Annotated in this window: 24 protein-coding genes and 1 riboswitch; of the genes, 11 read left to right on the top strand and 13 right to left on the bottom strand. The window is 63.1% G+C overall.

What is annotated here, in order from left to right:
- Positions 1 to 4 precede the first annotated feature (4 nt).
- From gspE to BLT98_RS15840, 4 genes are read left to right on the top strand one after another with little or no spacing between them, the layout of a single operon-like run.
- Positions 5 to 1426, top strand: a complete 1422-nt coding sequence (gspE, locus tag BLT98_RS15855; RefSeq protein WP_034783561.1) for a type II secretion system ATPase GspE — start codon at positions 5 to 7, stop codon at positions 1424 to 1426.
- Positions 1427 to 1436: 10 nt separating this feature from the next.
- Complete coding sequence (gene gspF / locus BLT98_RS15850) at positions 1437 to 2657, top strand: type II secretion system inner membrane protein GspF (RefSeq protein WP_092609297.1); 1221 nt, start codon at positions 1437 to 1439, stop codon at positions 2655 to 2657.
- A gap of 15 nt (positions 2658 to 2672) precedes the next feature.
- Positions 2673 to 3230: a type II secretion system protein N gene (locus tag BLT98_RS15845; protein WP_092609294.1), complete on the top strand. Its 558-nt coding sequence runs from the start codon at positions 2673 to 2675 to the stop codon at positions 3228 to 3230.
- Positions 3231 to 3288: 58 nt separating this feature from the next.
- A complete protein-coding gene (locus BLT98_RS15840) occupies positions 3289 to 5547 on the top strand; it encodes a patatin-like phospholipase family protein (protein WP_092609291.1) in 2259 nt (752 codons plus the stop codon).
- On the opposite strand, the gene BLT98_RS15835 is transcribed toward BLT98_RS15840, so the two are convergent.
- Positions 5520 to 6314: a helix-turn-helix domain-containing protein gene (locus BLT98_RS15835; protein ID WP_225317153.1), complete on the bottom strand. Its 795-nt coding sequence runs from the start codon at positions 6312 to 6314 to the stop codon at positions 5520 to 5522. The two genes, BLT98_RS15840 and BLT98_RS15835, sit on opposite strands and share 28 nt — an antisense overlap.
- 167 nt (positions 6315 to 6481) lie before the next feature.
- Here BLT98_RS15835 and BLT98_RS15830 point away from each other — a divergent pair, with 167 nt between their 5' ends.
- Positions 6482 to 7096 (top strand): outer membrane protein, encoded by a 615-nt coding sequence (locus tag BLT98_RS15830; RefSeq protein ID WP_034783555.1) that lies wholly within the window; start codon positions 6482 to 6484, stop codon positions 7094 to 7096.
- Between the two features lie 154 nt (positions 7097 to 7250).
- Here the strand turns inward: BLT98_RS15830 and BLT98_RS15825 are convergent, their stop codons facing one another.
- From BLT98_RS15825 to BLT98_RS15790, 8 genes are all read right to left on the bottom strand, one after another.
- Positions 7251 to 7445 (bottom strand): hypothetical protein, encoded by a 195-nt coding sequence (locus BLT98_RS15825; protein WP_077398720.1) that lies wholly within the window; start codon positions 7443 to 7445, stop codon positions 7251 to 7253.
- Positions 7446 to 7463: 18 nt separating this feature from the next.
- Positions 7464 to 8816, bottom strand: coding sequence for an ATP-dependent protease ATPase subunit HslU (gene hslU / locus BLT98_RS15820; RefSeq protein WP_070280073.1), 1353 nt, complete (start codon positions 8814 to 8816; stop codon positions 7464 to 7466).
- Positions 8817 to 8859: 43 nt separating this feature from the next.
- On the bottom strand, positions 8860 to 9396 hold the full coding sequence (gene hslV, locus BLT98_RS15815) for an ATP-dependent protease subunit HslV (protein WP_034753065.1): 537 nt from the start codon (positions 9394 to 9396) through the stop codon (positions 8860 to 8862).
- Between the two features lie 211 nt (positions 9397 to 9607).
- Positions 9608 to 10060, bottom strand: a complete 453-nt coding sequence (dksA, locus tag BLT98_RS15810; RefSeq protein WP_034753066.1) for an RNA polymerase-binding protein DksA — start codon at positions 10058 to 10060, stop codon at positions 9608 to 9610.
- 481 nt (positions 10061 to 10541) lie between these two features.
- A complete protein-coding gene (locus BLT98_RS15805) occupies positions 10542 to 11624 on the bottom strand; it encodes a CobW family GTP-binding protein (protein WP_092609970.1) in 1083 nt (360 codons plus the stop codon).
- A 135-nt stretch (positions 11625 to 11759) separates the two neighbouring features.
- The gene (locus BLT98_RS15800; RefSeq protein WP_092609288.1) at positions 11760 to 12707 is read right to left on the bottom strand and encodes a tyrosine recombinase XerC; all 948 of its coding nucleotides are present in this window, start codon (positions 12705 to 12707) and stop codon (positions 11760 to 11762) included.
- Positions 12708 to 12714: 7 nt separating this feature from the next.
- Complete coding sequence (locus BLT98_RS15795) at positions 12715 to 13392, bottom strand: DUF484 family protein (protein WP_034783545.1); 678 nt, start codon at positions 13390 to 13392, stop codon at positions 12715 to 12717.
- A gap of 179 nt (positions 13393 to 13571) precedes the next feature.
- On the bottom strand, positions 13572 to 14651 hold the full coding sequence (locus BLT98_RS15790; RefSeq protein ID WP_092609285.1) for a porin: 1080 nt from the start codon (positions 14649 to 14651) through the stop codon (positions 13572 to 13574).
- A 415-nt stretch (positions 14652 to 15066) separates the two neighbouring features.
- Here BLT98_RS15790 and BLT98_RS15785 point away from each other — a divergent pair, with 415 nt between their 5' ends.
- Entirely contained in the window at positions 15067 to 16569 is a 1503-nt protein-coding gene (locus BLT98_RS15785) for a tetratricopeptide repeat protein (RefSeq protein WP_092609282.1), read from the top strand.
- Between the two features lie 24 nt (positions 16570 to 16593).
- Here BLT98_RS15785 and dapF read toward each other — a convergent pair whose 3' ends face one another.
- The 3 genes from dapF to BLT98_RS15770 are packed head-to-tail and all read right to left on the bottom strand — an operon-like array spanning position 16594 to position 19210.
- A complete protein-coding gene (dapF, locus tag BLT98_RS15780) occupies positions 16594 to 17457 on the bottom strand; it encodes a diaminopimelate epimerase (RefSeq protein ID WP_092609279.1) in 864 nt (287 codons plus the stop codon).
- Positions 17458 to 17468: 11 nt separating this feature from the next.
- Positions 17469 to 18344, bottom strand: coding sequence for an LpxL/LpxP family acyltransferase (locus tag BLT98_RS15775; protein WP_034783539.1), 876 nt, complete (start codon positions 18342 to 18344; stop codon positions 17469 to 17471).
- Positions 18341 to 19210: a lysophospholipid acyltransferase family protein gene (locus BLT98_RS15770; RefSeq protein ID WP_034783538.1), complete on the bottom strand. Its 870-nt coding sequence runs from the start codon at positions 19208 to 19210 to the stop codon at positions 18341 to 18343. The genes BLT98_RS15775 and BLT98_RS15770 overlap by 4 nt, the downstream gene beginning before the upstream one ends.
- Before the next feature lie 188 nt (positions 19211 to 19398).
- On the opposite strand from BLT98_RS15770, the gene metK reads away from it, so the two are divergent.
- From metK to metF, 4 genes are all read left to right on the top strand, one after another.
- Positions 19399 to 20565, top strand: coding sequence for a methionine adenosyltransferase (metK, locus tag BLT98_RS15765; RefSeq protein ID WP_070280038.1), 1167 nt, complete (start codon positions 19399 to 19401; stop codon positions 20563 to 20565).
- 123 nt (positions 20566 to 20688) lie between these two features.
- Positions 20689 to 20757: riboswitch (S-adenosyl-L-homocysteine riboswitch) on the top strand.
- 27 nt (positions 20758 to 20784) lie between these two features.
- Complete coding sequence (gene ahcY, locus BLT98_RS15760) at positions 20785 to 22209, top strand: adenosylhomocysteinase (RefSeq protein ID WP_070258574.1); 1425 nt, start codon at positions 20785 to 20787, stop codon at positions 22207 to 22209.
- Positions 22210 to 22406: 197 nt separating this feature from the next.
- Positions 22407 to 22763: a phage holin family protein gene (locus BLT98_RS15755; RefSeq protein ID WP_034783534.1), complete on the top strand. Its 357-nt coding sequence runs from the start codon at positions 22407 to 22409 to the stop codon at positions 22761 to 22763.
- On the top strand, positions 22750 to 23580 hold the full coding sequence (metF, locus tag BLT98_RS15750) for a methylenetetrahydrofolate reductase [NAD(P)H] (RefSeq protein ID WP_092609278.1): 831 nt from the start codon (positions 22750 to 22752) through the stop codon (positions 23578 to 23580). Before BLT98_RS15755 ends, metF begins: the two co-directional genes overlap by 14 nt.
- 15 nt (positions 23581 to 23595) lie before the next feature.
- Here metF and BLT98_RS15745 read toward each other — a convergent pair whose 3' ends face one another.
- Complete coding sequence (locus tag BLT98_RS15745; protein WP_170846397.1) at positions 23596 to 24195, bottom strand: 5-formyltetrahydrofolate cyclo-ligase; 600 nt, start codon at positions 24193 to 24195, stop codon at positions 23596 to 23598.
- A 65-nt stretch (positions 24196 to 24260) separates the two neighbouring features.
- Between BLT98_RS15745 and BLT98_RS15740 the strand changes: the two genes are divergently transcribed.
- Positions 24261 to 26216, top strand: a complete 1956-nt coding sequence (locus BLT98_RS15740) for a lytic transglycosylase domain-containing protein (protein WP_244517506.1) — start codon at positions 24261 to 24263, stop codon at positions 26214 to 26216.
- Positions 26217 to 26227: the final 11 nt, after the last annotated feature.

Here is a 26227-nt window from a genome sequence, read left to right as displayed (position 1 = left end):
AGCCATGAGTAATCTGCTTCCCTACGCCTACGCGCGCGATTTCGGCTTGCTGGCCCGGCCCGGTGCCGTCGACGGCGCACCCGTCGACGTGCTGGTGGCCGCATCGACGGCGCCGGCGGCGATTGCCGAAGTATCACGCCGTTTCGGCCAGATCCAGCTGACGGTGCTGCCGCGCGCCGAACTCGATGCGGCCATTGCCGGCGCCTACGCGGGCGGCGGCGGCGATGCGTCGCAGATGGCCGATGAATTCGACGCCGACCTGGATTTGACCAAGCTGCTGCAGGACGTGCCGGCCATCGAGGATTTGCTCGAATCGTCCGACGACGCGCCCGTCATCCGCATGATCAATGCGCTGCTGACGCAGGCGCTGCGCGAAGGCGCATCCGATATCCACATCGAGCCGTTCGAGCAGACCTCCGTCGTGCGCTTCCGCATCGACGGCAGCCTGCGCGACGTGGTGCGCCCCCGTAAGGCCATTCACGGTTCGCTGATCTCGCGCATCAAGATCATGGCGCAGCTCGACATCGCGGAAAAGCGCTTGCCGCAGGATGGCCGCATCACCCTGCGCGTGGGCGGAAAACCCGTCGACGTGCGCGTCTCGACCCTGCCTACCGGGCATGGCGAACGGGCCGTGCTGCGTTTGCTGGACAAGGAGGCGGGCCGCCTCGACCTGCAGCACCTGGGCATGAGCGCGCCCATGCTGGGGCAGTTCGATGGTCTGATCACGCAGCCGCACGGCATCGTGCTGGTCACGGGCCCCACCGGCTCGGGCAAGACGACGACCTTGTACGCGGCGCTGTCGATGCTCAACGCCACCACGACGAACATCCTGACGGTAGAAGACCCGATCGAGTACGACCTGGCCGGCGTAGGCCAGACGCAAGTCAATCCGCGCATCGACATGACCTTTGCCAAGGCGCTGCGGGCGATTCTGCGGCAGGACCCGGACGTGATCATGATCGGCGAGATCCGCGACCTGGAAACGGCGCAGATCGCCGTGCAGGCATCCTTGACGGGCCACCTGGTGCTGGCGACCCTGCACACGAACGACGCTTCGGCGGCCGTCACGCGTTTGCTCGACATGGGCATCGAACCGTTCCTGCTGTCGTCGTCGTTACTCGGCGTGCTGGCGCAGCGTCTGGTGCGCAAATTGTGCGGCTCCTGCAAGACCTTCGACGGGCAATACTGGCAGGCCGTCGGCTGCGAGCATTGCGGTCAGACGGGCTACCAGGGCCGCGTGGGCGTGTATGAGCTGCTGCGCACGACGGAGCAGATCCGCGCGCAGATCCACAACCGCGCGTCGGAAGCGGAAGTGCGCACGGTGGCTCTGCAGGATGGCATGACGAGCATGCGCGACGACGGCGAACGCTGGCTGCGCGACGGCACCACCACGCAGGCTGAATTGCTGCGCGTGACCAAAGACTAGGCCCGCCACCATGCCCGCATTCCGCTATGAAGCCGTCGACGCCCAGGGCGCCACCCGCAAGGGTGTGCTCAATGCCGACAGTCCCCGTTCCGCGCGCGCCGAGCTGCGCGTGCAAGGCCTGGTGCCGCTGGCCGTCGAACCGATCGCCGCGCAGGTCGATGCCGCCGGCGTCACCAAACAGCGCGGCTTCGGCGAGCGCCTGTCCAGCACCGAGCTGGCGCTGTTTACGCGCCAGCTGGCCAGTTTGCTGGAAGCGGGCCTGCCGCTGGAACAGGCGTTTTCCGCCCTGCTGGAACAGGCCGAGCGGCCGTATTTGCGCGACCTGATCGCCTCGATCCGCTCGGAAGTGATCGGCGGCGCCGCGTTTTCCGACGTGCTGGCGCGCCATCCGCGCGATTTCGCGGAGATTTATCGGGCGCTGGTCGCGTCGGGCGAGCAGATCGGCCACCTGTCGCGCGTGCTGTCGCGCCTGGCCGACTACATCGAGCGGCGCAACGCGCTGGTGCAGAAGGTCAAGCTGGCCTTTACGTATCCGGCCATCGTCACGGTGGTGGCGTTTTCCATCGTGATCTTCCTGCTCACCTATGTGGTGCCGCAGATCGTTTCCGTGTTCGCCAATACCAAGCAAAAGCTGCCCATGCTCACCGTGATCATGCTGGCGCTGTCGGACTTCGTGCGCAACTATGGCCTCGTCGTGGCCGTGATCCTGGCCGGCGCCTGGTTTGCCTGGCGCCGCGCGCTGCAGCAGCCAGCCCTGAAACGGCGCTGGCATACCTGGCTGCTGACGGCGCCCCTGTACGGCAAATTCGAGCGCAGCCTGAACACGGCGCGCTTTGCCAGCACCCTGGCCATCACCACGGGTTCCGGCGTGCCGATCCTGCGCGCGCTCGACACCAGCCGCGACACGCTCACCAACGTGGCGATGCAGGAACTGGTGCAGGAAGCCAGCGGCGCCGTGCGCGAGGGCGTGAGTCTGGCGCGCGCGCTGTCGGCGCAAAAGCATTTTCCGCCGATGCTGATCCACATGATACGCGCCGGTGAAATCACGGGCGAGCTGCCGGCCATGCTGGAACGCGCCGCCAGCGCGCAGGAACAGGACCTGGAACGCCGCACCCTGACGATTGCCGGTCTGCTGGAGCCGGCACTGATCCTGGCGATGGGCGTGGTGGTGCTGCTGATCGTGCTGGCCGTGCTGATGCCGATTATCGAAATCAATCAGCTCGTAAGATAAGAATCCAAGGAAGCCATGAAGCGTTTGCCTCAAGTTACAAGTTTGCTCGCCGTCGTGGCGCTGTCCGTATCGCTGGCCTATTGGGCCATGCAGCTGTTCAAGGCGCCGCAACGTCCCATCAACCCGCCTGCCGTGCCGGTGGTGCAGGATGCCAGCGTGGAGGCGGGCGCTTCGCTGTTTGGCGGCCAGGTCAGCGTGGCCACGGCCAGCAATTACCAGCTCAAGGGCGTGGTCGCCGCCGGCAATGGCCGCGGCAGCGTGGCCATCATCTCGACCGATGGCAAGCCTTCCGTGGCCCTGCCGGAAGGCGCCGAGGTGGTGCCAGGCGTGACGGTGCTGGAAGTGCATGCGCGCCACGTGCTGCTGCGCGATGGCGGCGTGAGCAAGCGCATCGACCTGGTGGCCGATGACAAGGCGCTGGCCTTGCCGGGGCAAGTGTCCGCCACCCCAACGCCGGCCGCGACCCCTGCGCCGGTCTCGAACCTGGTGCCGCCGCCGCTGCCGATGGAGCAGCAGCGGCCGGCGACCATGATGCCGGCGCCGCAAGTGAGCAGCGTGCCGCCGCCGAATTAACGCTGTTCTTATCGTATTTTGCCGATGGCGCCATGCCGCCATCGCTACAGGAGTCTTCATGTTCTCGATCCGTGCCGTCCTGGCGGGCTGCGTGGCGGCGCTATGCGCCTTGCCGGCGGCTGCCGCAGCCGACGTCCCCGCCGCCACTACCTCTACCTCCGCTGCCACCCTGGCCGTGCCCGCGACCGTGGCGGCGCGCCCGCGCATCGCCCTGGTGCTGTCGGGCGGCGGCGCGCGCGGCCTTGCGCATATCGGCGTATTGAAAGTGCTGCAGGAGCTGCATGTGCCGATCGACATGGTGGTCGGCACCAGCATGGGCGGCGTGGTGGGCGGCGCGTATGCGGCCGGCGCTTCCGTGGCGGACCTGGAAAAGATGGCGCGCGAGACCAACTGGGCGCGCGTGGTGGCCGACCGGCCGCCGCGCGACGAACTGGCATTCCGCCGCCGCGAGGAAGATTTGTTGCTACCGTCGCGCATCGAATTTGGCGTGAGCCGCAACGGCATTTCCACGCCGCCGGCGGCGGCCAGCAATGCGGCGCTGGAAATGGCCTTGAACCGCCTGCTGCCGGCCGGCATGCGCGACCGCCCCGCCAGCCAACTGCCGCTGCCCTTCCGTTCGGTGGCGTCGGACCTGGTCAATGGCGAGCTGGTCGAGCTGGTCGACACGCCCCTGTTCCTGTCGATGCGCGCCTCGCTGGCCGTGCCGGGGGTGTTTGCGCCCGTGCGCGTGAACAACCGGCTGGTGGTCGATGGGGGCCTGGTGCGCAACCTGCCCGTCGACATGGCGCGCGCCATGGGCGCCGACATCATCATCGCCGTCAACGTGGGCACGCCGCTGGCGCCGGAAAAAGACCTGGGCAGCGCCATCGGCGTGGCGCAGCAGATGCTGCAGATTCTCACGGAGCAGAACGTGCAGCGTTCGCTCAAGGAGCTGCGGCCGCAGGATATCCTGGTGGCACCCGATTTGACGGGCGTGAGCTTCCTCGACTTTGAAAACTATGCGCGCGCCATGCGCGCCGGCGAGCAGGCGGCGCAGGCCTTGGCCGCCCGCCTGGCGCCGCTGGCCCTGCCGCCGGAACAGTATGCGGCGCGCGAGCAGCTGCGCCTTGCCGCGCCGGCCCTGCTGGACGTGGCCCTGCCGCTCACGCGCCTGGCCGTGGAGAGCGAAGGCGATATCAATCCGCGCATCCTGCAGGCGCAATCGGGCCTGGTGGAAGGGCAGGCGGTCAGCCAGGAAGATGTGCTGGCGGCGGCGGCCAAGCTGTATGGCCGCGGCGACGTGGCGCGCGTGGAGACGGACGTGGTCGACGCGGGCGACCAGCGCGCCGTCACCATCAAGGCGGTCGAAGCGCCGTGGGCCAGCAACCGCCTGCGCGTGGGCCTGGAACTGGCCAGCGATTTCAGGGACAGCAATAATTTCGCCCTGAAGCTGCTGCATGCGCGCTCGAACCTGAACAGCTGGGGTGGCGAGTTGCGCAGCACGGCGCAGATCGGTAATACGCGCGGCTATGGCGTGCAGTTCTGGCAGCCGCTGGGCGCCGGCAACCCGTGGTATATCGCGCCGCAGTTGCAATACACTTCGTCGGCGATGGATTTGTTCGACAAGGGCCGGCGCAGCGCGCGCCTGGCGTATAACGGCCAGACAGCTGCACTGGTGCTGGGGCGCCAGTTCGGTACCTGGGGCGATCTGCAGTTCGGCGTCGCCCGTACGGAAGTCAAGGGCAAGCTGGCGATTCCGGCCGACCCTACGCAGCCGGAGTCGCGCGCGCTGGGCACCACGCAGTTCGTGCGATTCCGCGCCGATACGCTCGATTCGCCGGGCTTTCCCACGCGCGGCGTCCTGCTTGAGGCCATCTGGGCGCGCGATACGACCACGGGGGTGGGCGAGGCGGCTCTGGGCCAATCGTCCATCACGGGGTTGAAGGCCTTTGGCCGCGGCAACTGGGCCGGTCACGTGTATGGCGAATGGGCGCGCTCGCAGCGTGACGAAGCGCCGCTCAATCTCGGTGGTTTCCTGCGCTTGTCCGGCACGGAATTTGACTCGGTGAGAGGACGCAGTATCGCCTTCGCGCGCTTCGTCATGGCGCGCCGCATCGGTTCCCTGCCCAGCACTCTGGGCGGCGTCGTGCGGGCCGGTTTTTCACTGGAAATGGGCGGCGGCTTCGATCAGAGCGAGCGCTGGAAAGCCAGCAAGTTCACGCAGGCCAGCAGTGCCTTCATCTCCGTCGATACGCGCTTCGGTCCCGTGTACGTGGCATCGGGCGCGTCGAAGGGCGGCGAGAGCACCTTCTATCTGTTCCTGGGACCGGTCTGGTAAACGGCGCCTGGCGCGGTGGACGAGGCGGACGCCGTGCTGCGGCGCAGGGCCGTGAAGGCGGCAAATTCCCATGAGCGAAAGCCCAGCAGCAGGGTAAAACCGTCGCGCTCGGCAGGCGCAAGGCGCCGGTCGTTCTGGTGCAGGCGCGCCAGTTCCTCGGCCAGCTGGCGGATCTTTTGCACCAGCTCCTGCGCGCTCGACAGCGACAGGCGCGCCGGGATGCACATCAGGGTTTCGCCGGCGCCGTCAAAATGCCCGCTGAAATAATCGGCCACCACGTGTTCGCGGAAGTACTGCTGCACCGGGCCGTCGGCCAGCCAGTGGAAGGCGTTCGAGACGCGCAGGCTGTAGCGGTTCAGCGGCTTGAGTTCGATCAAGCCCAGCCGGTCCAGCTCGGCCAGGCAGCCGATGCATTCGGCCTGCGTCAGCGCATACGTTTCCACCACCTGCTCCAGGCTCCAGTGGCCGAGGCAGCAGATCGCCACCAGCAGCAAGCGCGGATGCGCCACCAGCGACTTTTCCTGCACCAGCGTGAGCGTGTCGGCATGCGGCGTGATGTCGGCCGCGCCGCGCAGCACGTCTTCCATGGCGATGCCCGAAGCCTTGCAGATCAGGGCCAGGCGCGACAGCGACATGTCGTGCTGGCCAAACATGCGCTTGACGCTCGATTCGCTCATGCCGATGCGTTCGGCCAGCACTTTATAGGTGATGCCGGCGGCGCGCAGTTGCGTGCGCAGCACGCGCAAAACCAGTTCGGGTGAACTCACGATAGTTCCTTTATGCAAGTTTGGTAGCGGATGACGGTACCGAATGTAGCCGTTAATGGCACTTTGCACAAGGTGATAGTACTTTTCGGCAAAAGCGATGACACTCCCGCTTGTGGCTCGCGCAGCGCGCTACAACCAGGCAATCCATCCACTTGTAGAGGTTATCCATGTTCCCATCTTTCCGTTTCCCCGCAGCGCTGCTGGCGCTGGCCACCATCGCCCCCCTGCATGCCGTCGCAGCTGAACCGGCACCGGGTCCGTTCTATGCGGGCGCCAGCTATGGCTTTCGCGCCAGTAGCGGCCTCGATTGCATCGCCGGACAAAGCGATTGCGACAAAAGCAGCAAGCGCAATGGCAAGGCCTACCTGGGTTACAGTTTCGACGCGCTGCCGTTTCAGGGCGGCGTGGCCCTGCCTTCGATTGAGCTGGTGGGGTACATGGGTGGCGAGGTCAAGTCCGGCTTCGACACGGACGCGGGCAAGCGCGCTGGCCGCGGCAAGTTCACGGGCCTCGGCATGCAGGGCGTGCTCGGTTACCAGTTTGACGCGTTTACATTGAGTGGCCGCGCCGGCGCGGCATACACGCAGGGCAAGGTCGATTATCTGGGCGGCGGTTCGGACAAGAAGAGCAAGATCGGCCTGACCTACGGCATCGGCGCGGCGTATGCGCTGAACAAGAATTGGTCGCTGCACCTCGACTGGGACCGCGTGCCCGTCAAGTACAACAGCAAGCAAACGACCAAGGTCGACATGTTTTCGCTGGGCGCGTCCTACCGTTTCTAAGGGGATGCTGCTGCGGCAGAGAGTGGCCTGATGGCGGACGCCCCCAGAACGGGGTGTCCGCGGGCGGCCTGAAATGTCCATGGCGGCGTTGCACGGCCTCGCCGTATTGCTCATACTGTCTTCGTCCATGCGCCTTGCCATGGATATTTCCAGATCAGTCCTTGACGTCAACCTTCAGCAGCAATTTCGCCAGCAGGCGTTTTTCCTGCTGGCGCTGGCCTGACACGGTTTTCACGTGTGCCCCGGCGGCGCGCTGCAGGGCGGCAGTGGCGACCGGGTTGCGCGGTTTTTGCGAGGGTTCGACGCGGAACTGCATTTTCTGCCGCGTCGCCAATGCCTTGTTTGCCATCGGTTTCCCCCTTCTTTCCTACAGCACGTAGCGCGACAGGTCCTCGTTGACCGACAGCGCTTCCAGGCGTTCGTTGACATACGCGGCATCGATCACCAGCAGGTTTTCCGTGCTGCTGCTGTTTTCGCTGGCCGTAAACGACACTTCTTCCAGCAGTTTTTCCATCACCGTGTGCAGCCGGCGCGCGCCGATGTTTTCCGTGCGCTCGTTCACCGCATAGGCGATTTCCGCCAGGCGCGTGATGCCTTCCGGCGCGAATTGCAATGTGAGGTTTTCCGTCGCCAGCAAGGCTTCGTACTGCATCGTCAGGCAGGCGTCGGTGCTCGTCAAAATGCGCTCGAAGTCCGAGATCGACAGCGATTCCAGTTCCACGCGGATGGGGAAGCGTCCCTGCAGTTCCGGGATCAGGTCCGACGGCTTCGACAGGTGGAAGGCGCCCGAAGCGATGAACAGGATGTGGTCCGTGCGGATCATGCCGTACTTGGTGTTGACGGTCGTGCCCTCGACCAGCGGCAGCAGGTCGCGCTGCACGCCGGCGCGCGAGACGTCGGCGCCGCCCGATTCCGAACGCGAGGCGATCTTGTCGATCTCGTCCAAAAAGACGATGCCGTTCTGCTCGACGTTCTGGATCGCCTTCTGTTTCAGTTCATCCTCGTTGAGCAGCTTGGCCGCTTCTTCCTCGAGCAGCAGTTTCAAGGCTTCGCGGATCTTGACCTTGCGCGCCTTCTTGCGCTGCCCGCCCACGCCCGAAAACATGGACTTGATCTGCTCCGTCATTTCTTCCATGCCCGGCGGCGCCATGATTTCCATCTGCGGACCCGCCTCGGCCAGCTCGATCTCGATTTCCTTGTCATCGAGCTCGCCCTGGCGCAAGCGCTTGCGGAAGGTCTGGCGCGTGCTGTCGCCGCTGCCGCTGTCCACGGCCGCTGCCGTATTCGGCGTGAAGCCGAAGTCGCGCGCCGGCGGCACGAGGATGTCGATCACGCGGTCCTCGGCCGCGTCTTCGGCGCGTGCGCGCACTTTCTTCATTTCCAGCGCGCGCGTCTGCTTGATGCCGATGTCGATCAGGTCGCGGATGATGGTGTCGACGTCGCGCCCCACATAACCGACTTCCGTGAATTTGGTCGCTTCGATCTTGATGAACGGCGCCTCGGCCAGCTTGGCCAGGCGGCGCGCGATTTCCGTCTTGCCGACGCCCGTGGGGCCGATCATGAGGATGTTCTTGGGCGTGATTTCATGGCGCAGGGGCTCGGCCACCTGCTGGCGGCGCCAGCGGTTGCGCAGGGCGATGGCGACGGCGCGCTTGGCCTTGGCCTGGCCCACCACGTGCTTGTCGAGTTCGGTAACGATTTCCGAAGGGGTCATGTTCATGATCATGGTTGGCTTTCTATTCTGTGCTCGGACGCGCCTGGATTCAGTCCAGGGTCTCGATGATGTGGGACATATTCGTGTAAATGCACAGCTCGGCGGCGATGGTCAGCGACTTCTTGACCACGTCGGCCGGCGACAAGTCCGTGTTTTCCTGCAGGGCCTTGGCGGCGGACTGGGCGTAGGTGCCGCCCGAGCCGATGGCGCCGATGCCGTCTTCCGGCTCCAGCACGTCGCCATTGCCCGTGATGACCAGGGTCGACTCGCTGTCGGCCACCAGCAGCATCGCTTCCAGGCGGCGCAGCACGCGGTCGGTGCGCCAGTCCTTGGCCAGTTCGACGGAGGCGCGCAGCAGGTTGCCCTGGTGTTTTTCCAGCTTGCCTTCAAATCGGTCGAGCAGGGTGAAGGCGTCGGCGGTGCCGCCGGCAAAGCCAACCAGGACCTTGCCCTGATACAACTTACGCACTTTGCGGGCCGTGCCCTTCATGACGATGTTGCCGAGCGTTACCTGGCCGTCGCCGCCCAGGGCGACCTGCTTGCCGCGCCGGACGCAGAGGATGGTGGTGCCGTGAAATTGTTCCATAGTGACCTCAAAAGATTCGTGCCGATGCGTGCAAGGCCATGCGATTGCGCGCCCATGCCCCAAAAGTGGGGATGGAAAAGGCAATTGCAAGCGGTAGTGCCTGCTTCAGTGTAGTCGGCGCGGGACGAAAAAAAAGCACGCAACCGAAGCTTGCGTGCTTTTTTATTCGCCATCGCGGGGCCGCCGGGGCGACCGCGCAAGGCGAGGGCGATCAGTCGCCGTAGAGTTTTTGCTTCAGTTCGCGCCGTTGCTGGGCTTCCAGCGACAGGGTGGCGGTTGGACGGGCGATCAGACGCGGGATGCCGATAGGCTCGCCCGTTTCTTCGCACCAGCCATAGTCGCCGGCGTCGATGCTGGCGATCGATTGCTGCACTTTCTTCAGCAATTTGCGCTCGCGGTCGCGCGTGCGCAGTTCCAGCGCATGCTCTTCCTCGATGGTGGCACGGTCGGCAGGATCCGGTACGAGCACGGTTTCACGCAAGTGTTCCGTGGTTTCGCCGGCGTTTTTCAGTAGGTCTTTTTCGAGCTGCTGCAGGCGCGCCTTGAAGAATGCCAGTTGTGCCGGATTCATGTAGTCATCTTCACTCATGGCGCGAATTTGGTCTTCGCTGATGAGAGGGATGTCTTGGTTGGCGGCCGGGGTCGATTTATTAGTTTTGGTCATAACTTCGCTTACCTTCGATACGACAGAGTTTTCAAATTGATCAGTTGATGCGGCGATACCGAGCAACTGTACAGGTTCCGCTTGGCATTGCTGTCCCGCTGTACTGCGTGCGACCTTGGCTTGCCGGCGAAAGCCAGGACTACCGGCCGGCTAAGGTGCCATGTTGATAACTTTTTACCGCTCTATGCCAGTCGCGCTATGCGCGCGTCAACAGGCGTGTTGGGTGGATCGGTTGCATGCCTGGCATGCGGCCAGTGGCAGTTTGCCAGCATTTCATGACAGGCGAACGACATGGGCCGTTTTCGTCGCTGATTTTGGCACGCTTTGCTTTATATTGCCATCCCGATTTGTTGACTAGCCGATCAGAAACGGCTACTTGTTGGTTTATGCCAGCAAGATGGGTGTCGGACAGCGGGAAAGCGTGCTTAACTTTCCCTTTTGTTTCTGCTTTGCAACGGATACTTTGCAAAACCCGGCTAGTTTATACCAAACATTGTTCGAGTCCGCGAATAAAAATGTCTTTTGGTAGATTCTTGCCAATAAATACCATTTTGCTGCCACGCACTTCGTTTTCGCCCCATTTGGCGCCCAGGTCGCTGCCCATCAGCTGGTGCACGCCCTGGAAGACCACCTTGCGCTCGGCGCCCTGCATCAGCAGCACACCCTTGTAGCGCAGCATGCGCGGACCATACACTTGCACCAGGCCGCCGAGGAACTCGTCGAGCTTGGCGCTGTCGAACGGTTGCGTGCTCTTGAAAACAAAGGCGGCGATATCGTCGCTGTGCTGCGCATGGTGGTGGTCGGCATGGCCGCAATCGGTGGCGCAGGCGTCGCTGTGCTCGTGCTTATGACCATGCTCGTGCTCATGTCCGTGTGCCTTGTCGTGATCATGCACGTGCGCCGTTTCCGTCGCCAGGAAATCCGGGTCCAGTTCCAGCTTTTCATTCAGGTTGAAACCGCGGATGTCGAGTACTTCGGCCAGCGGCGCGCGGCCGAAATCGACCTTGGCGATGGGCGCGCGCGGATTGATGCGCTTCAGGCGGCGCGTCAGGGCGGCCACGTCCTCTTCACTGACGAGGTCGGTTTTCGACAGCAGCAGCTTGTCGGCAAAGCCCACTTGCCGCTGGGCTTCCTCGTATTCATCGAGTTGCTTCATGGCATGGCGGGCATCGACTACCGTGATGATGGCGTCGAGCATGTAGTGGCTGCCCACTTCTTCGTCGACAAAGAAGGTTTGCGCCACGGGACCGGGATTGGCCAAGCCCGTCGTTTCGATGACGACGCGGTCGAATGCCAGCAAGCCGGCGTCGCGCTTGCGCGCCAGTTCCGTCAGGCCCACGATCAGGTCGCCTCGCACGGTGCAGCAGATGCAGCCGTTGTTCATCTCGATGATGTGTTCGTTGCTGTCCTGCACCAGGATCTCGTTATCGATGTTTTCCTGGCCAAACTCGTTCTCGATCACGGCGATGCGCATGCCATGGTCTTCCTGCAGTATGCGGTTGAGCAAGGTGGTTTTGCCGGCGCCCAGGAAACCGGTGAGGATGGTGGTTGGAATCAGTGCCATGAGAGATGCCTTGTAATCGGTGGTGCCGCCGCGCAAGCGGAAGAATGCGGACGATTATGCCGGAATTTTGCAAAAGCTTGCAAATGCGCGCCCATCCGCTTGATATGGATCAGGCTGTCCAGCGGGAGCGGCTGCCTACTTGAGCTTGGCGCGCGGGTGCGCCTGGTCATACACGTGCGCCAGGTGCTGGAAATCGAGGGCCGTGTAAACCTGGGTCGAGGTGATGCTGGAATGGCCCAGCATTTCCTGCACGGCGCGCAAGTCGCCCGACGATTGCAGCACGTGCGAGGCAAACGAGTGGCGCAGCACATGCGGGTGCACGTTGGCGGGAATGTCCGTCGCCAGCGCATGCGCCTTCAGGCGCAGCTGCAGTACGCGCGGCGAGATGCGCGTGCCGCGCGTGCTTAAAAACAAGGCAGCGCTGCCATCGGCCGCTGGCGGGCGCACGCCCAGCCAAGCCGTCAAGGCCACGAGGGCCGCCTTGCCGACGGGCACCTTGCGCATCTTGCTGCCCTTGCCCGTGACGATGACTTCGAAGCTGGCCATGTCGAGCCAGCCCAGCGAGGCGGGCTGGCCGCCGTCGGCCTTGCAGTAATGGGTGTCCAGGCTGGTCAGTTCGGACACGCGCAAGCCGCTCGAATACAGCAGTTCGAACATGGCGCGGTTGCACAGTTGTTCCGGCTCGGCGGCGCCTTGCTGGTGTTGCGCGGGCGCCACGAGGCGCACGGCATCATCCACCGACAGGGCTTTGGGCAAGGTCTTGGCCCGCTTCGGGGCGCGGATGCCGTCGACAGGATTGGCGTCGAGCTGGGTCTCGCCGCTGAGCCAGTTGAAGAAGCCGCGCCACGACGACAGCTTGCGGGCGATGGAACGCGGGTCGAGGCCGCCAGCGTGCAGCTTGGCCGTGTAGCGGCGCACTTCGTTGTGCGCAAGAGCCGTCCAGGGCGTGTTGCCGCTCAGTTCCAGCAAGGCGCGCAGGTCGCGCCCGTAGGCGTCAAGCGTATGCGGCGACAGCTTGCGCTGCGTGGCCAGCTGCGCCAGATAGGCGTCGAGCCACTCGGCCTTGCCGCGCGCCTCATTCATGGCATTCTCAGGCAGGCGTGCCGGCGCGCAGCGCGGCCAGGGCGGCGCTGGCCGTGGCGCCGATATGCACGAGGAAGTCCGTGCCCATGCTGGACGTAAAACGTTCGCTGTCGGGCGAGCCGAGCACCAGCAAGCCGAAGGTGCCCGTGGTGTTTGGCGCGCGCAGGGCGATCATGACGGTCGATTCGATCTTGTCGGCCTGCAGCCAGTGCACGGCTTCGAAATCGCGGTTGCTGCCGCAGTACGGCGTTTGCAGGCTGTTGGCGAACATGCGCACATCGGCCGTGACATCTTCCGTGAACCAGCCGTTGGCGTGTTCCGGCAGCACTTGCCACAGGCGCAGGCTGACGTAGGGCACGTCGAAATTGCTTTGCAAGGCGTCGACCAGCACGCGCGGCATGTCCGCATCGTTGCGCACTTGTAGCATGGCCTGGTTCCAGCCGTGGAACTTGCTGGCGATGTCGCCATTTTCCTCGGCCACGCGGCTCAGCTTGGACATGCGCAGTTCGAGCGCCTTGTATTTGTCGCGCATCACTTCCATCTGCCGCTCCTGCAGCGAGATGGTGCGTCCCGTCAGCGGGCTGCTCAGTTTGACCTCGCCGAGCAGAGCGGTATGCTCTTCGAAGAAATTCGGGTGCTCGCTCAGGTACTGGGCGACGGTGCTGGAATCGAGTGTGGCGGTCATTGAGAATATCTGTCAGTGAAAGTTGAACACTTCATTCTAACCGAGAGTGCGCCGGCATAGGCGCAAAGGGCATGGCGCCCGTGCATTTTCCGCGCGCCCATGAAAAAAGCGGCATGGTTGCCCATGCCGCTTTGTATTTCCTGGTCAGCTGTCACCCGCGAAGGGTGACAGGCGGGCCATTAGAAATTGTGGTGTACGCCCAGGCCGATGTAGTTGACCGAGGTGGTGTTGTTGTAGTTGGCGACGCTGGCCGATTTCTTATTCGAAATATCTGCGTACAGGTAGGTACGCTTCGACAGATTGTAGTCGTAGCCCAGCGATGCTTGCTTGGTCTTGGCGACGCCATCCGGCGTTTTTTGACCGTAGCCAGCGCGGATCTTGCCTGGGCCGACGTCATAGTTGGCGCCCAGCACCCACGATTTGGTGTCGGTGTTGACGATCTTGAAGTTGCCGTCATCCTGGTGTTGGTACGTTGCCATCAGTTTCAATTCCGCGATCGGATTGAACGATGCGCCGACCGACCACAGCTTGGCTTGCAGGCCGTTACGCTCGTAGGCAGCCATGGCGGCGAACTGGGCGTTGTTGTACGTTGCCGACACCGAGTACGGGTTCGATGCTGGCACCGCATTGGCTGGCAGGGCGAAGTTGCCGGTGGCATTCGTCGTCAGGTTGCGCACGGTGGCTGCAACGGCGGTGTTGTTGTTCGCTTCTTTGGCGGCCACGGTGGCGTTGAACTGGAAGCCGCTGATGACTGGCGAGTTGTAGAACACGGCATTCGAGAAGCGGTTACGCGAGTTGCCTGGCGCGCTCAGCGGATCGCTGGTGTAGCCGGCAACGGTCAGGTCGGTCTGGAAACCGGCTGGCGTAGGCATGCCCGACCATGGTTCGAAACCGGTACTCGTTTCCTGGAAGGCGGTCAGGCCACGGCCCAGACGCACGGTACCGAAGTCGCCTTGCAGGCCGACGCGGCTTTGACCCTGGAACAGCGGACGCGAATTGGCGCCCGACGTGTTTTCTACGGTGCCAGTGTCGGATTCATAGCGAATTTCCAGTTGGAAAATGGCTTTCAAGCCATTGCCCAGATCTTCCGTGCCCTTGAAACCCAGCTTGTTGTTGTCGCGCTTGGTGACGGCGGTGGTCGAACCAGTCGCTTTGCCCAGGCCTGCATCGATCGTGCCGTAGATTTGGACGGACGACTGCGCTTGTGCGGTTGCGGCAAAGGCGCCGAAGAGTGCGAGGGCAACGAGTGATTTTTTCATGTCTTATTCCCTATTAAAAGTGAGTTCCGTCCGAGATCCGAGCAGATTGAAATGCGCTAACTGTCGCGTTTCGATGAATGAACCTTAATTCGTCGGCGCGCAAGACGTGCGGGATTGGTCAAATGTGCGTGAAAAGATTGGTGAAAAGCGGCATAACTGCATGCCCCTGTTGTATTTTTGTAACGCGCGGTTTCTGCCGATGCTGCGCCGATGGACAGCGTTCTCCCACCGCCACGCTGGCGGCGCCTTGCCATATTGGCATGTCCGCGCCAGGACATTGTTGCGTTGAATCAAGTTCTTGAGGCGGCTTTGGCGGATTTATGACACAAGGACGGTACACTAAGGGAAGGCCTGCGTTGATGGGCCTGGAGACGGCTCACTATTATTAGAATCATTGACTCAATATCGAGAATCGATGGCAAATCGCGAAACATTAGGATTGATCAAGGGCGCACGTGCGGGCGATGTTGCCTGCCAACTGGCGTTGGGGCGGGTGTATCTGTTTGGACAGGGCGTGCCGCAAAGCCTGCCCACGGCCTTGCACTGGCTGGCGCGGGCGGCCCAGGAGGATAGCGAGGAAGCGTGCTTGCTGATTGGCACGCACGTGCCGTTCGAAGTGGCGCAACCGGCAGCCAAGGCGCTGATTCCCTATTACGCGCAGGCGTTCGATGCAGGCCTGGTGCAGGCGGGCCTGGTGCTGGCGCAGCTGGTGCTGGGCAATGCCGCCAGTCACTGTGAATCCCTGCGCGCCAAGGCGCGCGTGGCGCTGGATGCCGCCGTGCGGGCCGGCTTGCCCGATGCACAATGGTTGTTATCCATGCAAGATGGCTCGCTTGCCGCTGCCGGGCGGGACACCGGCCTGGCTGGCGAGAAAGCCATCGATGGCGACGCGCCGCTGCACGCCTGGCTGGAGCAGGCATGGCGCCAGGGCAACCATGCCGGATTCCTGTCGCAAGGCTTGCCGCTGGCGCGCGAGCTGCTGCAGCGCCAGGCGGCGGCCGGTGCGCGCACGATCGCCCTCGACGCGCAGCAGGTGCTGTTGCTGTCGCGTTGTGCCCAGGCATTGGCGCCTGGCGGCGACGCCGAAGGCTGGCAGTGTTGCGAGCTGGCAGCGCATGGCGGCGACCGCACGGCGCAGCTGGAGCTGGGGCTCGGCTATGCGCGCATGGATGCGCATGGCCAGCGGCTGGCCACGCGCAATGGCGCGGCCAATTTCAAGCGTGCCGTGCGCTGGCTGACGCAGGCTGGCGAGCAGGGGCTGGCCGAAGCCTGGTTCGTGCTGTCGCGCATCTACACGAAACCGGAATTTTCCCAGCGCAATGTGGTCGAAGCCCATTCCTGCCTGGAGCGTGCCGCCGACCTGGGGCATGGCCCGGCCCAGCTCGAGTGCGGCATGCATGCCTGGCGCAATCGCCGCGATGGCGTCAACAATGATGTGCGGGCCGCGTATTGGCTGCTGCAGGCGCAGGCGCAAGGCAGCCGCGAAGCGGAGGCGGCGCTGGCAAAGATCGCGCCGCAGGGCGAAGCCGGCGACTGGGGCCAGTGCACCGCCATGCAGGCCGATGGGCACTTGCGGCAATTGGGCCAGAGCCACCCCTTGCTGGCGGCGCGGCTGGAACTGGCGCGCTGCTTCCATCTGTCGCGTGCCGAGGCGCTGCTGCTCGATATCCATGCGGCCGACCAGGGCCATTGTCTGTTGATCGATATCAGTGCCACACATGGGCGAGGCAAGCGGCGCCTGGTGCTGATCCGTACGGCGCAGGAACGCCAGCTGCTCGATCAGGTGGTGCGCCTGTTCGAGCGCGTCGATTGCGGTGTGGCGGGGCCGGAAGGCAATTACCGGCAGCGCCTGTACCGCCTGAAGTGCTACCTGACCGAACTCGATGTCGCACAGGAACAGCAGTTCCTGGCGGCCTGACTTTGACTGCTCACTTTCACCCGTCTACAGCTCGATCGTGCCCTCGAACACGGTCACGGCCGGGCCCGTCATCAGGACGGGATGGCCGGGGCCTTGCCAGGCGATCGACAGTTCGCCGCCACGCGCGCTGATGCGCACGGGGGAGTCGAGCAAGCCGCGCAGGATGCCGGCCACGGCGGCGGCGCAGGCGCCCGTGCCGCACGCCAGGGTTTCGCCCGCACCCCGTTCAAACACGCGCAGTTTCACGTGCTGGCGGTCGACGATCTGCATGTAGCCGGCGTTGACCCTGCGGGGAAAGCGCGGGTGGTGCTCGATGCGCGGGCCCGTCACGTCCAGGTCTTGCGCATCGACATCCTCGACCACTTGCACGGCATGCGGATTGCCCATCGAGACGACGGACACCAGCACGGGAGACGTTTGGCTCGGCAGAGCCAGGTCCAGCGGCCACAAGGTGTCGTTGTCTTGCGCCACACCGTCCAGCCCGTTTGCATCGAACGGCACCAGCGCGGGGTCGAGCACGGGCGCGCCCATGTCGACCGTGATGCTGCCATCGGGCTCCAGGCGCGGCGCGATGACGCCGGCCATGGTTTCCACGCGGATGCTGTCCTTGCTGGATAGCCCTTTTTCGCTGACGAACTTGACGAAGGCGCGCGCGCCATTGCCGCACTGCTCGACTTCGCCGCCATCGTTGTTATAGATGCGGTAGCGGAAATCGCAGCCGGGCAGGCGTGGTTTTTCCACCACGAGGATCTGGTCGGCGCCGATGCCGAAACGGCGGTCGGCCAGGCGCTGCCACTGGGCTGGCGTGAAGTCGATATCTTGATGGATGGCGTCGATGACGATGAAGTCATTGCCGGCGCCATGCATTTTGGTAAATTGGAGTTTCATGGTCTGCCGTATCACTTGTGCTGGTTATAGAACGACGCTTCGCCTTCCGGACGCGTCTTGAAGCGTTTATGCGTCCAGAAATACTCGGCCGGCGCTTCGCGCACGCGCTCTTCGATGAATGCGTTCATGCGGCGCGTGGCGGCCGTAATGTCGTCGCCCGGATAGTCATCCCACGCTGGATAGTAGGTCACTTGCCAGCCCTGGTAATTGGGCAGGAAGGTGGCGATGACGGGAATGACTTGCGCCTTGGCGGCAAGCGCCAGGCGCGCCGTGGCCGTCAGGGTGGCAGCAGGCACGCCGAAGAAGGGCACGAATTCCGCATCCTTCTCGCCGAAATCCATGTCCGGCAGCATGAAGTAGGGCAAGCCGTCGCGCAGCGCGCGCAGGATCGTCTTGATGCCGTCCTGGCGCGTAAACAGCTTGGGCGGCTTGAAGCGCGAACGGCCGTTGCGCAAGGCCTGGTCGAAGGCGGCGTTCTTTTGCTGCACATACATCGACGAAGCGGAAATTTCCATGGCCGTGGCGGCGCCGGCCACATCGAGGCAGACAAAGTGCGGGCACAGCAGGATGGTCGGCTTGGCCGCGATCTGCTGGCCCGGGAAGGCGGGCACCTTTTTGATCAGGCGGTTCAGGCGCGCTTCCGACGACCACCACAGGATGCTGCGTTCCCATACGCTGCGCGAATAGGCCTGGAAATGCTGGCGCGCCAGCGCCACGCGCTGGGCTTCCGTCAATTCGGGCATGCACAGGCGCAGATTCGTCAGGGCAATCTTGCGCCGCGTGGGCATGGCGATGAACAGCAGGCTGCCGACGGCCACGCCGAAACGGCCGAGGATGGGCAGGGGCAGCCAGTGCAGCAGCCACATGAAGGCGATCAGCAGTCTCATGCCTGCTCCCCGGCGGCATTCGGCGTCGCGGGCGTGGGCGGCGGTGCGCCGCGCGGCACTTTATAGCGGTTGTAGCTCCACAGGTATTGCGCCGGGCTGCGCGCGATCAATTGTTCCATGGCGGCATTGATGGTGCGCGCCTGTTCCGCCGAGGTGCTGTCGAGGGACTCGGTGAAGGGCACGAAATGCACGACATAGCCGCGCCCGCCCGGCAGGCGTTCGGCGTAGGTGATGATGACTTCGGCGCCGCCCATCTGCGCCAGCTTGGCCGGCAGGGTCATGGTATAGGCGGGACGGCCAAAGAAATCGGCCCACACGCCTTCGCCTTCCTGCGGCACCTGGTCGGGCAGCAGGCCGATGGGCTGGCCTTTCTTCAGGCATTTGGCGAAGATGCGCACGCCCGACATGTTGGCCGGCGCCAGCATCAGGTTTTCGCGCGCGCGGGCCCCTTCGATCAGCGGTTTCAAGGCGGCGCGCTTGGGCGGACGGTACATCACGGTGAGCGGTGTGCGCAGGGCGATTTGCTGGGCGACAATTTCAAAGCAGCCCAGGTGCGGCGTCAGGAAGACGATGCCGCGGCCGTGCTGCAGCGCTTTTTCCACCAGTTCCCAGTTTTCCACCGTCGCATGGCGCGCCACGCGCTCGGCTGGCGCGCACCAGATGAAGGGCAATTCCAGCACGCTCTTGCCCGCTTCGGCCACGGCCGCGTGCAAGTGTTGCGAAAACCCCGCACCTTGCATGTTCTCGCGCATGCGGCGGCGGTAGGACGGGGAAATGGCGTAAATCACCCAGCCAAGCGCAGTGCCCAGGGCATGCAGGACGGGCAGGGGAAAGATGGACAGGAAGCGGAAAATTGGGACTAACATGTATAAGCGGTTTCCAGGAATGGCGTGTTGCCGTGCCAAAATTTTTTAAGAAGCGTAAAATACCACGTATGCAGTAACCGCTGAGTTAATAGACAACTTGCGATGCGGAATATAAATCTCGCTAAAGCGTCGCAGGCAAAATCCTCTTTACTGCGACAGAACATTCACATAGTAAACAGGAGCTTGCAATGTCAAACGACTATCTCTTCACTTCCGAATCCGTTTCGGAAGGCCATCCCGACAAGGTTGCCGATCAAATTTCCGACGCCATCCTTGACGCCATCCTGACCCAGGATCCAGCCGCCCGCGTGGCTGCCGAAACCCTGTGCAACACGGGTCTGGTGGTGCTGGCTGGCGAGATTACCACCCACGCCAATGTGGATTATATTCAAGTTGCGCGCGAAACCATCAAACGCATCGGTTACGACAACACGGAATACGGCATCGACTACAAGGGTTGCGCCGTGCTGGTGGCCTACGACAAGCAATCGCCGGACATCGCGCAAGGCGTCGATGAAGGTGCGGGGATTGACCTGGATCAAGGCGCTGGCGATCAGGGCCTGATGTTCGGCTACGCCTGCGATGAAACGGCCGAGCTGATGCCTGCCGCCATCCACTACGCGCACCGCCTGGTCGAGCGCCAGTCGCAGCTGCGCAAGGATGGCCGTTTGCCATGGCTGCGTCCGGATGCGAAATCGCAAGTGACCCTGCGCTACGTCGATGGCCGTCCGGTCGGCGTGCACACGGTCGTGCTGTCGACCCAGCATGCGCCGGAAATCTCGCACAAGCAGATCGAAGAAGCCGTCATCGAAGAGATCATCAAGCCGATCCTGCCGCGCGAATGGCTGGCGGAGACCAAATTCCTCGTCAACCCGACGGGCCGTTTCGTCATCGGCGGTCCGCAAGGCGATTGCGGCTTGACCGGCCGCAAGATCATCGTCGACACCTACGGTGGCGCAGCCCCGCACGGCGGCGGCGCGTTCTCGGGCAAGGATCCTTCGAAAGTCGACCGTTCGGCCGCCTATGCTGCCCGCTACGTGGCGAAAAACATCGTCGCGGCCGGCCTGGCGCGCCAATGCCAGGTGCAGGTCAGCTACGCCATCGGCGTGGCCAAGCCGATCAACATCACCGTCTACACGGAAGGCACGGGCGTGATTCCCGATGCGGAAATCGCCAAGCTGGTGCTGGCGCACTTTGATCTGCGTCCAAAAGGCATCGTGCAAATGCTCGACCTGCTGCGCCCGATCTACCAGAAGAGCGCCGCCTACGGCCATTTCGGCCGCGAAGAGCCGGAATTCACGTGGGAACGCACGGACAAGGTCGCCCTGCTGCGCGACGCTGCCGGCCTGAAGTAATCTAGTCGGATTTGCAAGAAAAGCGCCCCGGCCTGCTGGCCGCGGGCGCTTTTTTTATGTGTTGTTACGTGGCAATGCCGTGCAAACAGGCTGGCGCGGCGGCCTTGACAATGATAAAATCCCCCGTCCGAGGAGCGTTGCGACGAAGAAATTCGCCAGGCTCGGAATATCCTGCAACTGCGCTCACGTACCTTTTTCAACAACTGAAAGGAGGGCGTGATGAACGCCGTACTCAAATCGCAACACGACTACACCATCGCCGATATTACCTTGGCCGCATGGGGCGACAAAGAAATCAAGATTGCTGAAACGGAAATGCCTGGCCTGATGGCCATCCGCGAAGAATTCGCGGCAGCGCAGCCTCTGAAAGGCGCGCGCATCACCGGTTCCATCCACATGACCATCCAGACCGCCGTGCTGATCCAGACCCTGGAAGCACTGGGCGCGCAAGTGCGTTGGGCATCGTGCAACATTTACTCTACGCAAGATCATGCCGCCGCCGCCATCGCTGCCGCCGGCACGCCTGTGTTCGCCGTCAAGGGCGAGTCGCTGGATGACTACTGGGAATACACGCACCGCATCTTCGAATGGCCGAACGTGGATGGCAAGGCTGTCTACTCGAACATGATCCTCGACGATGGCGGCGACGCCACCCTGCTGCTGCACCTGGGCGTGCGCGCGGAAACCGACCTGTCGGTGCTGGCCAATCCCGGTTCGGAAGAAGAAATCTGCCTGTTCAACTCGATCAAGAAACACTTGCTGGCCGATCCGACCTGGTACTCGAAGCGTCTGCCGGAAATCCTCGGCGTGACGGAAGAAACCACCACCGGCGTGCACCGTTTGTACCAGATGCACAAGGAAGGCAAGCTGGCTTTCCCTGCGATCAACGTGAACGATTCCGTCACGAAATCGAAATTCGACAACCTGTATGGCTGCCGCGAATCGCTGGTCGATGGCATCAAGCGCGCCACCGATGTGATGATCGCCGGTAAAGTGGCCGTCATCGCCGGTTATGGTGACGTCGGCAAGGGTTCGGCCCAAGCCATGCGCGCCCTGTCGGCCCAGGTATGGGTAACGGAAGTCGATCCGATCTGCGCACTGCAGGCGGCGATGGAAGGCTACCGCGTCGTGACCATGGATTACGCGTGCGAACACGGCGACATCTTCGTGACTTGCACCGGCAACTATCACATCCTCACGCACGATCACCTGACGCGCATGAAAGACCAGGCCATCGTCTGCAATATTGGTCACTTCGACAATGAAATCGACGTTGCTTCGCTGAAGCAATACGAGTGGGAAAACATCAAGCCGCAAGTCGACCACATCATCTTCCCGTCGGGCCGCCGCATCATCCTGCTGGCCGAAGGCCGCCTGGTCAACCTCGGTTGCGGCACGGGCCACCCGTCGTACGTGATGAGCTCGTCGTTCGCCAACCAGACGATCGCTCAGATCGAGCTGTACGCGAACACGGCCAACTACCCGGTCGGCGTGTACACCCTGCCAAAACACCTGGACGAAAAAGTCGCTCGTTTGCAACTCAAAAAGTTGAATGCGCAGCTGACGGAACTGACGCAAGAGCAAGCCGACTACATCGGCGTGCGCACGGAAGGTCCATACAAGCCCGAGCACTACCGTTATTAATCGGTTGCTTGCCTCGGGAACCTACTGCGCGGCGCGGGGCGCGGCCGGCGATGCTCACTGTGCTACAACAGCACAGTTGCGCTTCTCGGCCACGCCGCGCATCCGCTCGCTACGGTTCCTGAGGCAACAATACTGATCGGTGTACTTTGAAAAGGCCGGCTATGCCGGCTTGCCCTCTTTTTTGACAGGCTAGAGAAATGCGCTTGCTACTGATTTGGTTTATCAATGCGGCAGCCCTGTTTGCCGTCCCTTATTTGATGCACTCGGTGACGATGAGCAGCGGCTGGACCGCGCTGCTGGCCGCTGCCGTGCTGGGGCTGGTCAATGCGCTGATCCGTCCTTTGCTGATCCTGCTGACCCTGCCCGTGACGTTTTTGTCGCTGGGTCTGTTCATTTTGATCATCAACGGCTTCCTGTTCTGGCTGGTGGCGCAGGTGATCGATGGCTTCCATGTCGCCAGTTTCTGGTCTGCCGTGGGTGGTGCCATCCTGTACAGCATCATTTCTTGGGCCTTGTCGACCTTACTTTTGAGTAACGACGATGGAAAAGCATAATTTCAGTATTGAGTTTTTCCCGCCGAAAACCCCGGAAGGGGCGGAAAAGCTGCGCGCCACGCGTGTCAAGTTGTCTGAATTGCATCCGAAGTATTTCTCGGTGACCTTTGGCGCTGGCGGCACCACGCAGCAGGGTACGCTGGACACCGTGCGCGAGATCCTGGCGGCCGGCGAACAGGCCGCACCCCATCTGTCTTGCGTCGGCGGTTCGCGCGAATCGATCCGCGCCGTGCTGGCCGACTTCAAGGCGGCGGGCGTGAACCGTATCGTGGCCTTGCGCGGTGACTTGCCGAGCGGCTATGGCGCCTCGGGCGAGTTCCGCTATGCCAACGAGCTGGTGGAATTCATCCGCGCCGAGACGGGCGACCATTTCCATATCGAAGTGGCCGCCTATCCGGAGATGCACCCGCAAGCCCGTTCGCCGCAGGACGATCTGAACGCGTTTGCGCGCAAGGTGCAGGCCGGCGCCGATGCGGCCATCACCCAGTACTTCTACAATGCAGACGCGTATTTCCAGTTTGTCGAGCAGACGCAGAAGATGGGCATCAACGTGCCTATCGTGGCCGGCATCATGCCGATCACGAATTACACGCAGTTGATGCGCTTTTCGGACATGTGTGGCGCGGAAATTCCACGCTGGGTGCGTCTGAAACTGGCCAGCTTCGGCGACGACAGCGCGTCCATCAAGGCTTTCGGCCTGGACGTGGTGACGGGCTTGTGCGAGCGTTTGTTGGAAGGCGGCGCGCCAGGCTTGCATTTCTATAGCATGAACCAGGCGGCGCCTACGACCGCACTGTGGCAGCGGCTGGTGAAGTAAATCGTTCTGCTGTTATCAGAACAGATCGCCCTCGGTCACGATGTGATCGAGGGCGATGTCGTATTCGCCGTTGGGAAAGCTTGCCGCCAGGCAGGCATAGGCGATACCGAGGGTGCGCGGACGGGGGACCTGCGCCAGGGTGCGGTCGTAATAGCCACCGCCATAACCGAGCCGGTAGCGTTCCTCATTAACCCCCAGGCAGGGCACCAGCAGGGTAGCGGGTGCCGGGCGCAGGCGTAATCGGGCCGGCACGGCCACGCCCATGCCATCCTTGACCATGGCTTCGCCCGGCGTCCAGTCGCTGAATGCCAACGGTGCATGTTTTTCCAGCACCACCGGCAAGCTTAATTGCACGCCGCGCGCGGCCAGCTGCGCATAGGCGCCGTGCAAGTCCGGCTCGCCGTGCAGGGGCCAGTACACGCCCAGTTCCTCGACGTTTTCCTGTGCGCACCAGTGCAGCAGGCGCTGCGCGATGGCCGCATCCCACGTTACTCGCGTGGCATCGGGCAGGGCGCGCCGGGCCGCCAGCAGGGCCTTGCGCAAGCCGGCTTTGTCCTGTGGCGCAATGGGTGGCCGTGCAGCCGGATCGCATGTTATTCTAGGGTCGCTATTCATATCACCATCAAGTTAAGATTGAGAGTCGTACATTGATTTCCCCACTGAAATGGATTGCCGGCACGATGCTGTGTGTTGCATCGGCCTTGTCTCCCCTGGCAGCCCTGGCCCAGGTATCGGCCACCGTAGCTCCAGCCGCCCCCGACACGCGCAGCGAGGACGATGCCTTCCTGCTGCTGCGCGACGCCGCGCGCAAGGATGACGTCGAAAAAGCCGACTTTTATGCGGGGCGCCTGACGAATTACCAGATTCCATCGTATGTTGACTATTATCGGCTGAAACCGCGCATCAAGCTGCTGACCGAGGCGCAATTTCGTGATTACCTGAACCGCTACAAGGGCAGCGCCATCGCCGACCGTTTCCGCAATGACTGGCTGCTGGAGCTGGGCCGCAAGCGCGACTGGGTCGTGTTTGATGAGCAATACCCGCAATTCGCCCTCGACGATGACACCCAGCTCAAGTGCTACGCGCTGATGTCGCGCGCGGCCAAGGGCCAGAACGTGGCGTCCGAAGCGCGCAACCTGCTCGTCTCGCCGCCTGGCTATGGCGAAGCGTGCGGCAGCCTGATCGCGGCATTGGCGCAAAATGGCCAGTTTGACACGAATGACCTGTGGGCGCAGATCCGCCTGGCGGGCCAGACCAATGCCACGGGCCCGGCGCGCCGCATCGCGCTGCTGCTGGGCGCGTCCGACGCAAAGATGGCGCAAGCCATCGACTTGCCGGCGCTGGTGCTGGCCAAGGGACCGGGCGCCAGCCGCGCCGACCACGAGATGTACCTGGTGGCCGTCGGCCGCATGGCGAAAAGCACCTTGAAACTGGGCGTGGTGGCCTTGCAAAAGGCCAGCGCGCAGCTGACGCCTCAGGAACAGGCCATCGGCTGGGCCAGCCTGGCCTTGCAAGCGTCGTATTCGCTGGCGCCGGAAGCATTTGAATATTGGCAAAAAACTAATGGCGCGCCCTTGACCCAGGAGCAGATGCAGTGGAAGGCGCGTATCGCCTTGCGTGAAGGCAATTGGCCCGTGGTGAAGTCTTCCATCCAGGCCATGCCGGCGTCCCTGCGCGCCGACCCCACCTGGGTCTACTGGCTGGCGCGCGCGCAGCAGGCGGAAACGCCGGGTCGCCCGAACCCGCAGGCGGACGCCCTGTACCGCACGATTTCCGAGCAATCGAATTTCTATGGCTTGCTGGCCAATGAAGAACTGGGCAACCACCTGATCTTGCCGCCGCCGGGCCAGCCGATCTCGCCCACGGAAATCGCCGCCATGGCTGCCAATCCGGGCTTGCAGCGTGCCTTGAAATTCTTCAATATGCGCTTGCGCTTCGAAGGCACGCGCGAGTGGAACTGGGAATTGCGTTCGATGACGGACCGCCAGCATCTGGCGGCCGCGGAATTTGCGCGCCAGAACAATGTGCTCGACCGCATGGTCAACACCTCGGACCGCACGCGTCTGGAAGTGGACTATACACAGCGCTATCCGACGCCGCATGACGACGTCATGCATCCGGCCACGCAAACCCTGGGCCTGGATAAAGCCTGGGTGTATGGATTGATCCGCCAGGAATCGCGCTTCATCATGGATGCGCAGTCGCACGTGGGCGCATCCGGCCTGATGCAGGTGATGCCGTCGACGGCCCGTTATGTCGCCAAGAAGATCGGCCTTACCGATTTCGTTACGGAAACCTTGAGCGACGTGCGCACCAACGTCTTGCTGGGCACGAATTACCTGAACATGGTGCTTGGCGGTCTCGACGGTTCGCAAGTGCTGGCCAGCGCCGCCTACAACGCGGGGCCGGGGCGCTTGCGCATCTGGCGCGCCACCATGACGCGTCCGCTGGAAGGCGCCGTCTTTGCCGAGATCATTCCGTACACGGAAACGCGCGGCTACGTGAAAAACGTGATGGCCAACGCCACCTATTATGCGGCCCTGTTCGAGAAGAGCCCGCAGTCGCTGAAAGCGCGCCTGGGTACCGTGGGGCCGAAAAACAGCGCTGTTTCTGCCGATTTGCCATCATCCAACTAAAGCACGCCGAC

The organism is Janthinobacterium sp. YR213 (genome assembly GCF_900099875.1).
In the GTDB taxonomy this organism is placed as follows: domain Bacteria; phylum Pseudomonadota; class Gammaproteobacteria; order Burkholderiales; family Burkholderiaceae_D; genus Janthinobacterium; species Janthinobacterium lividum.
This window is presented reverse-complemented; position numbering and strand designations above follow the sequence as displayed.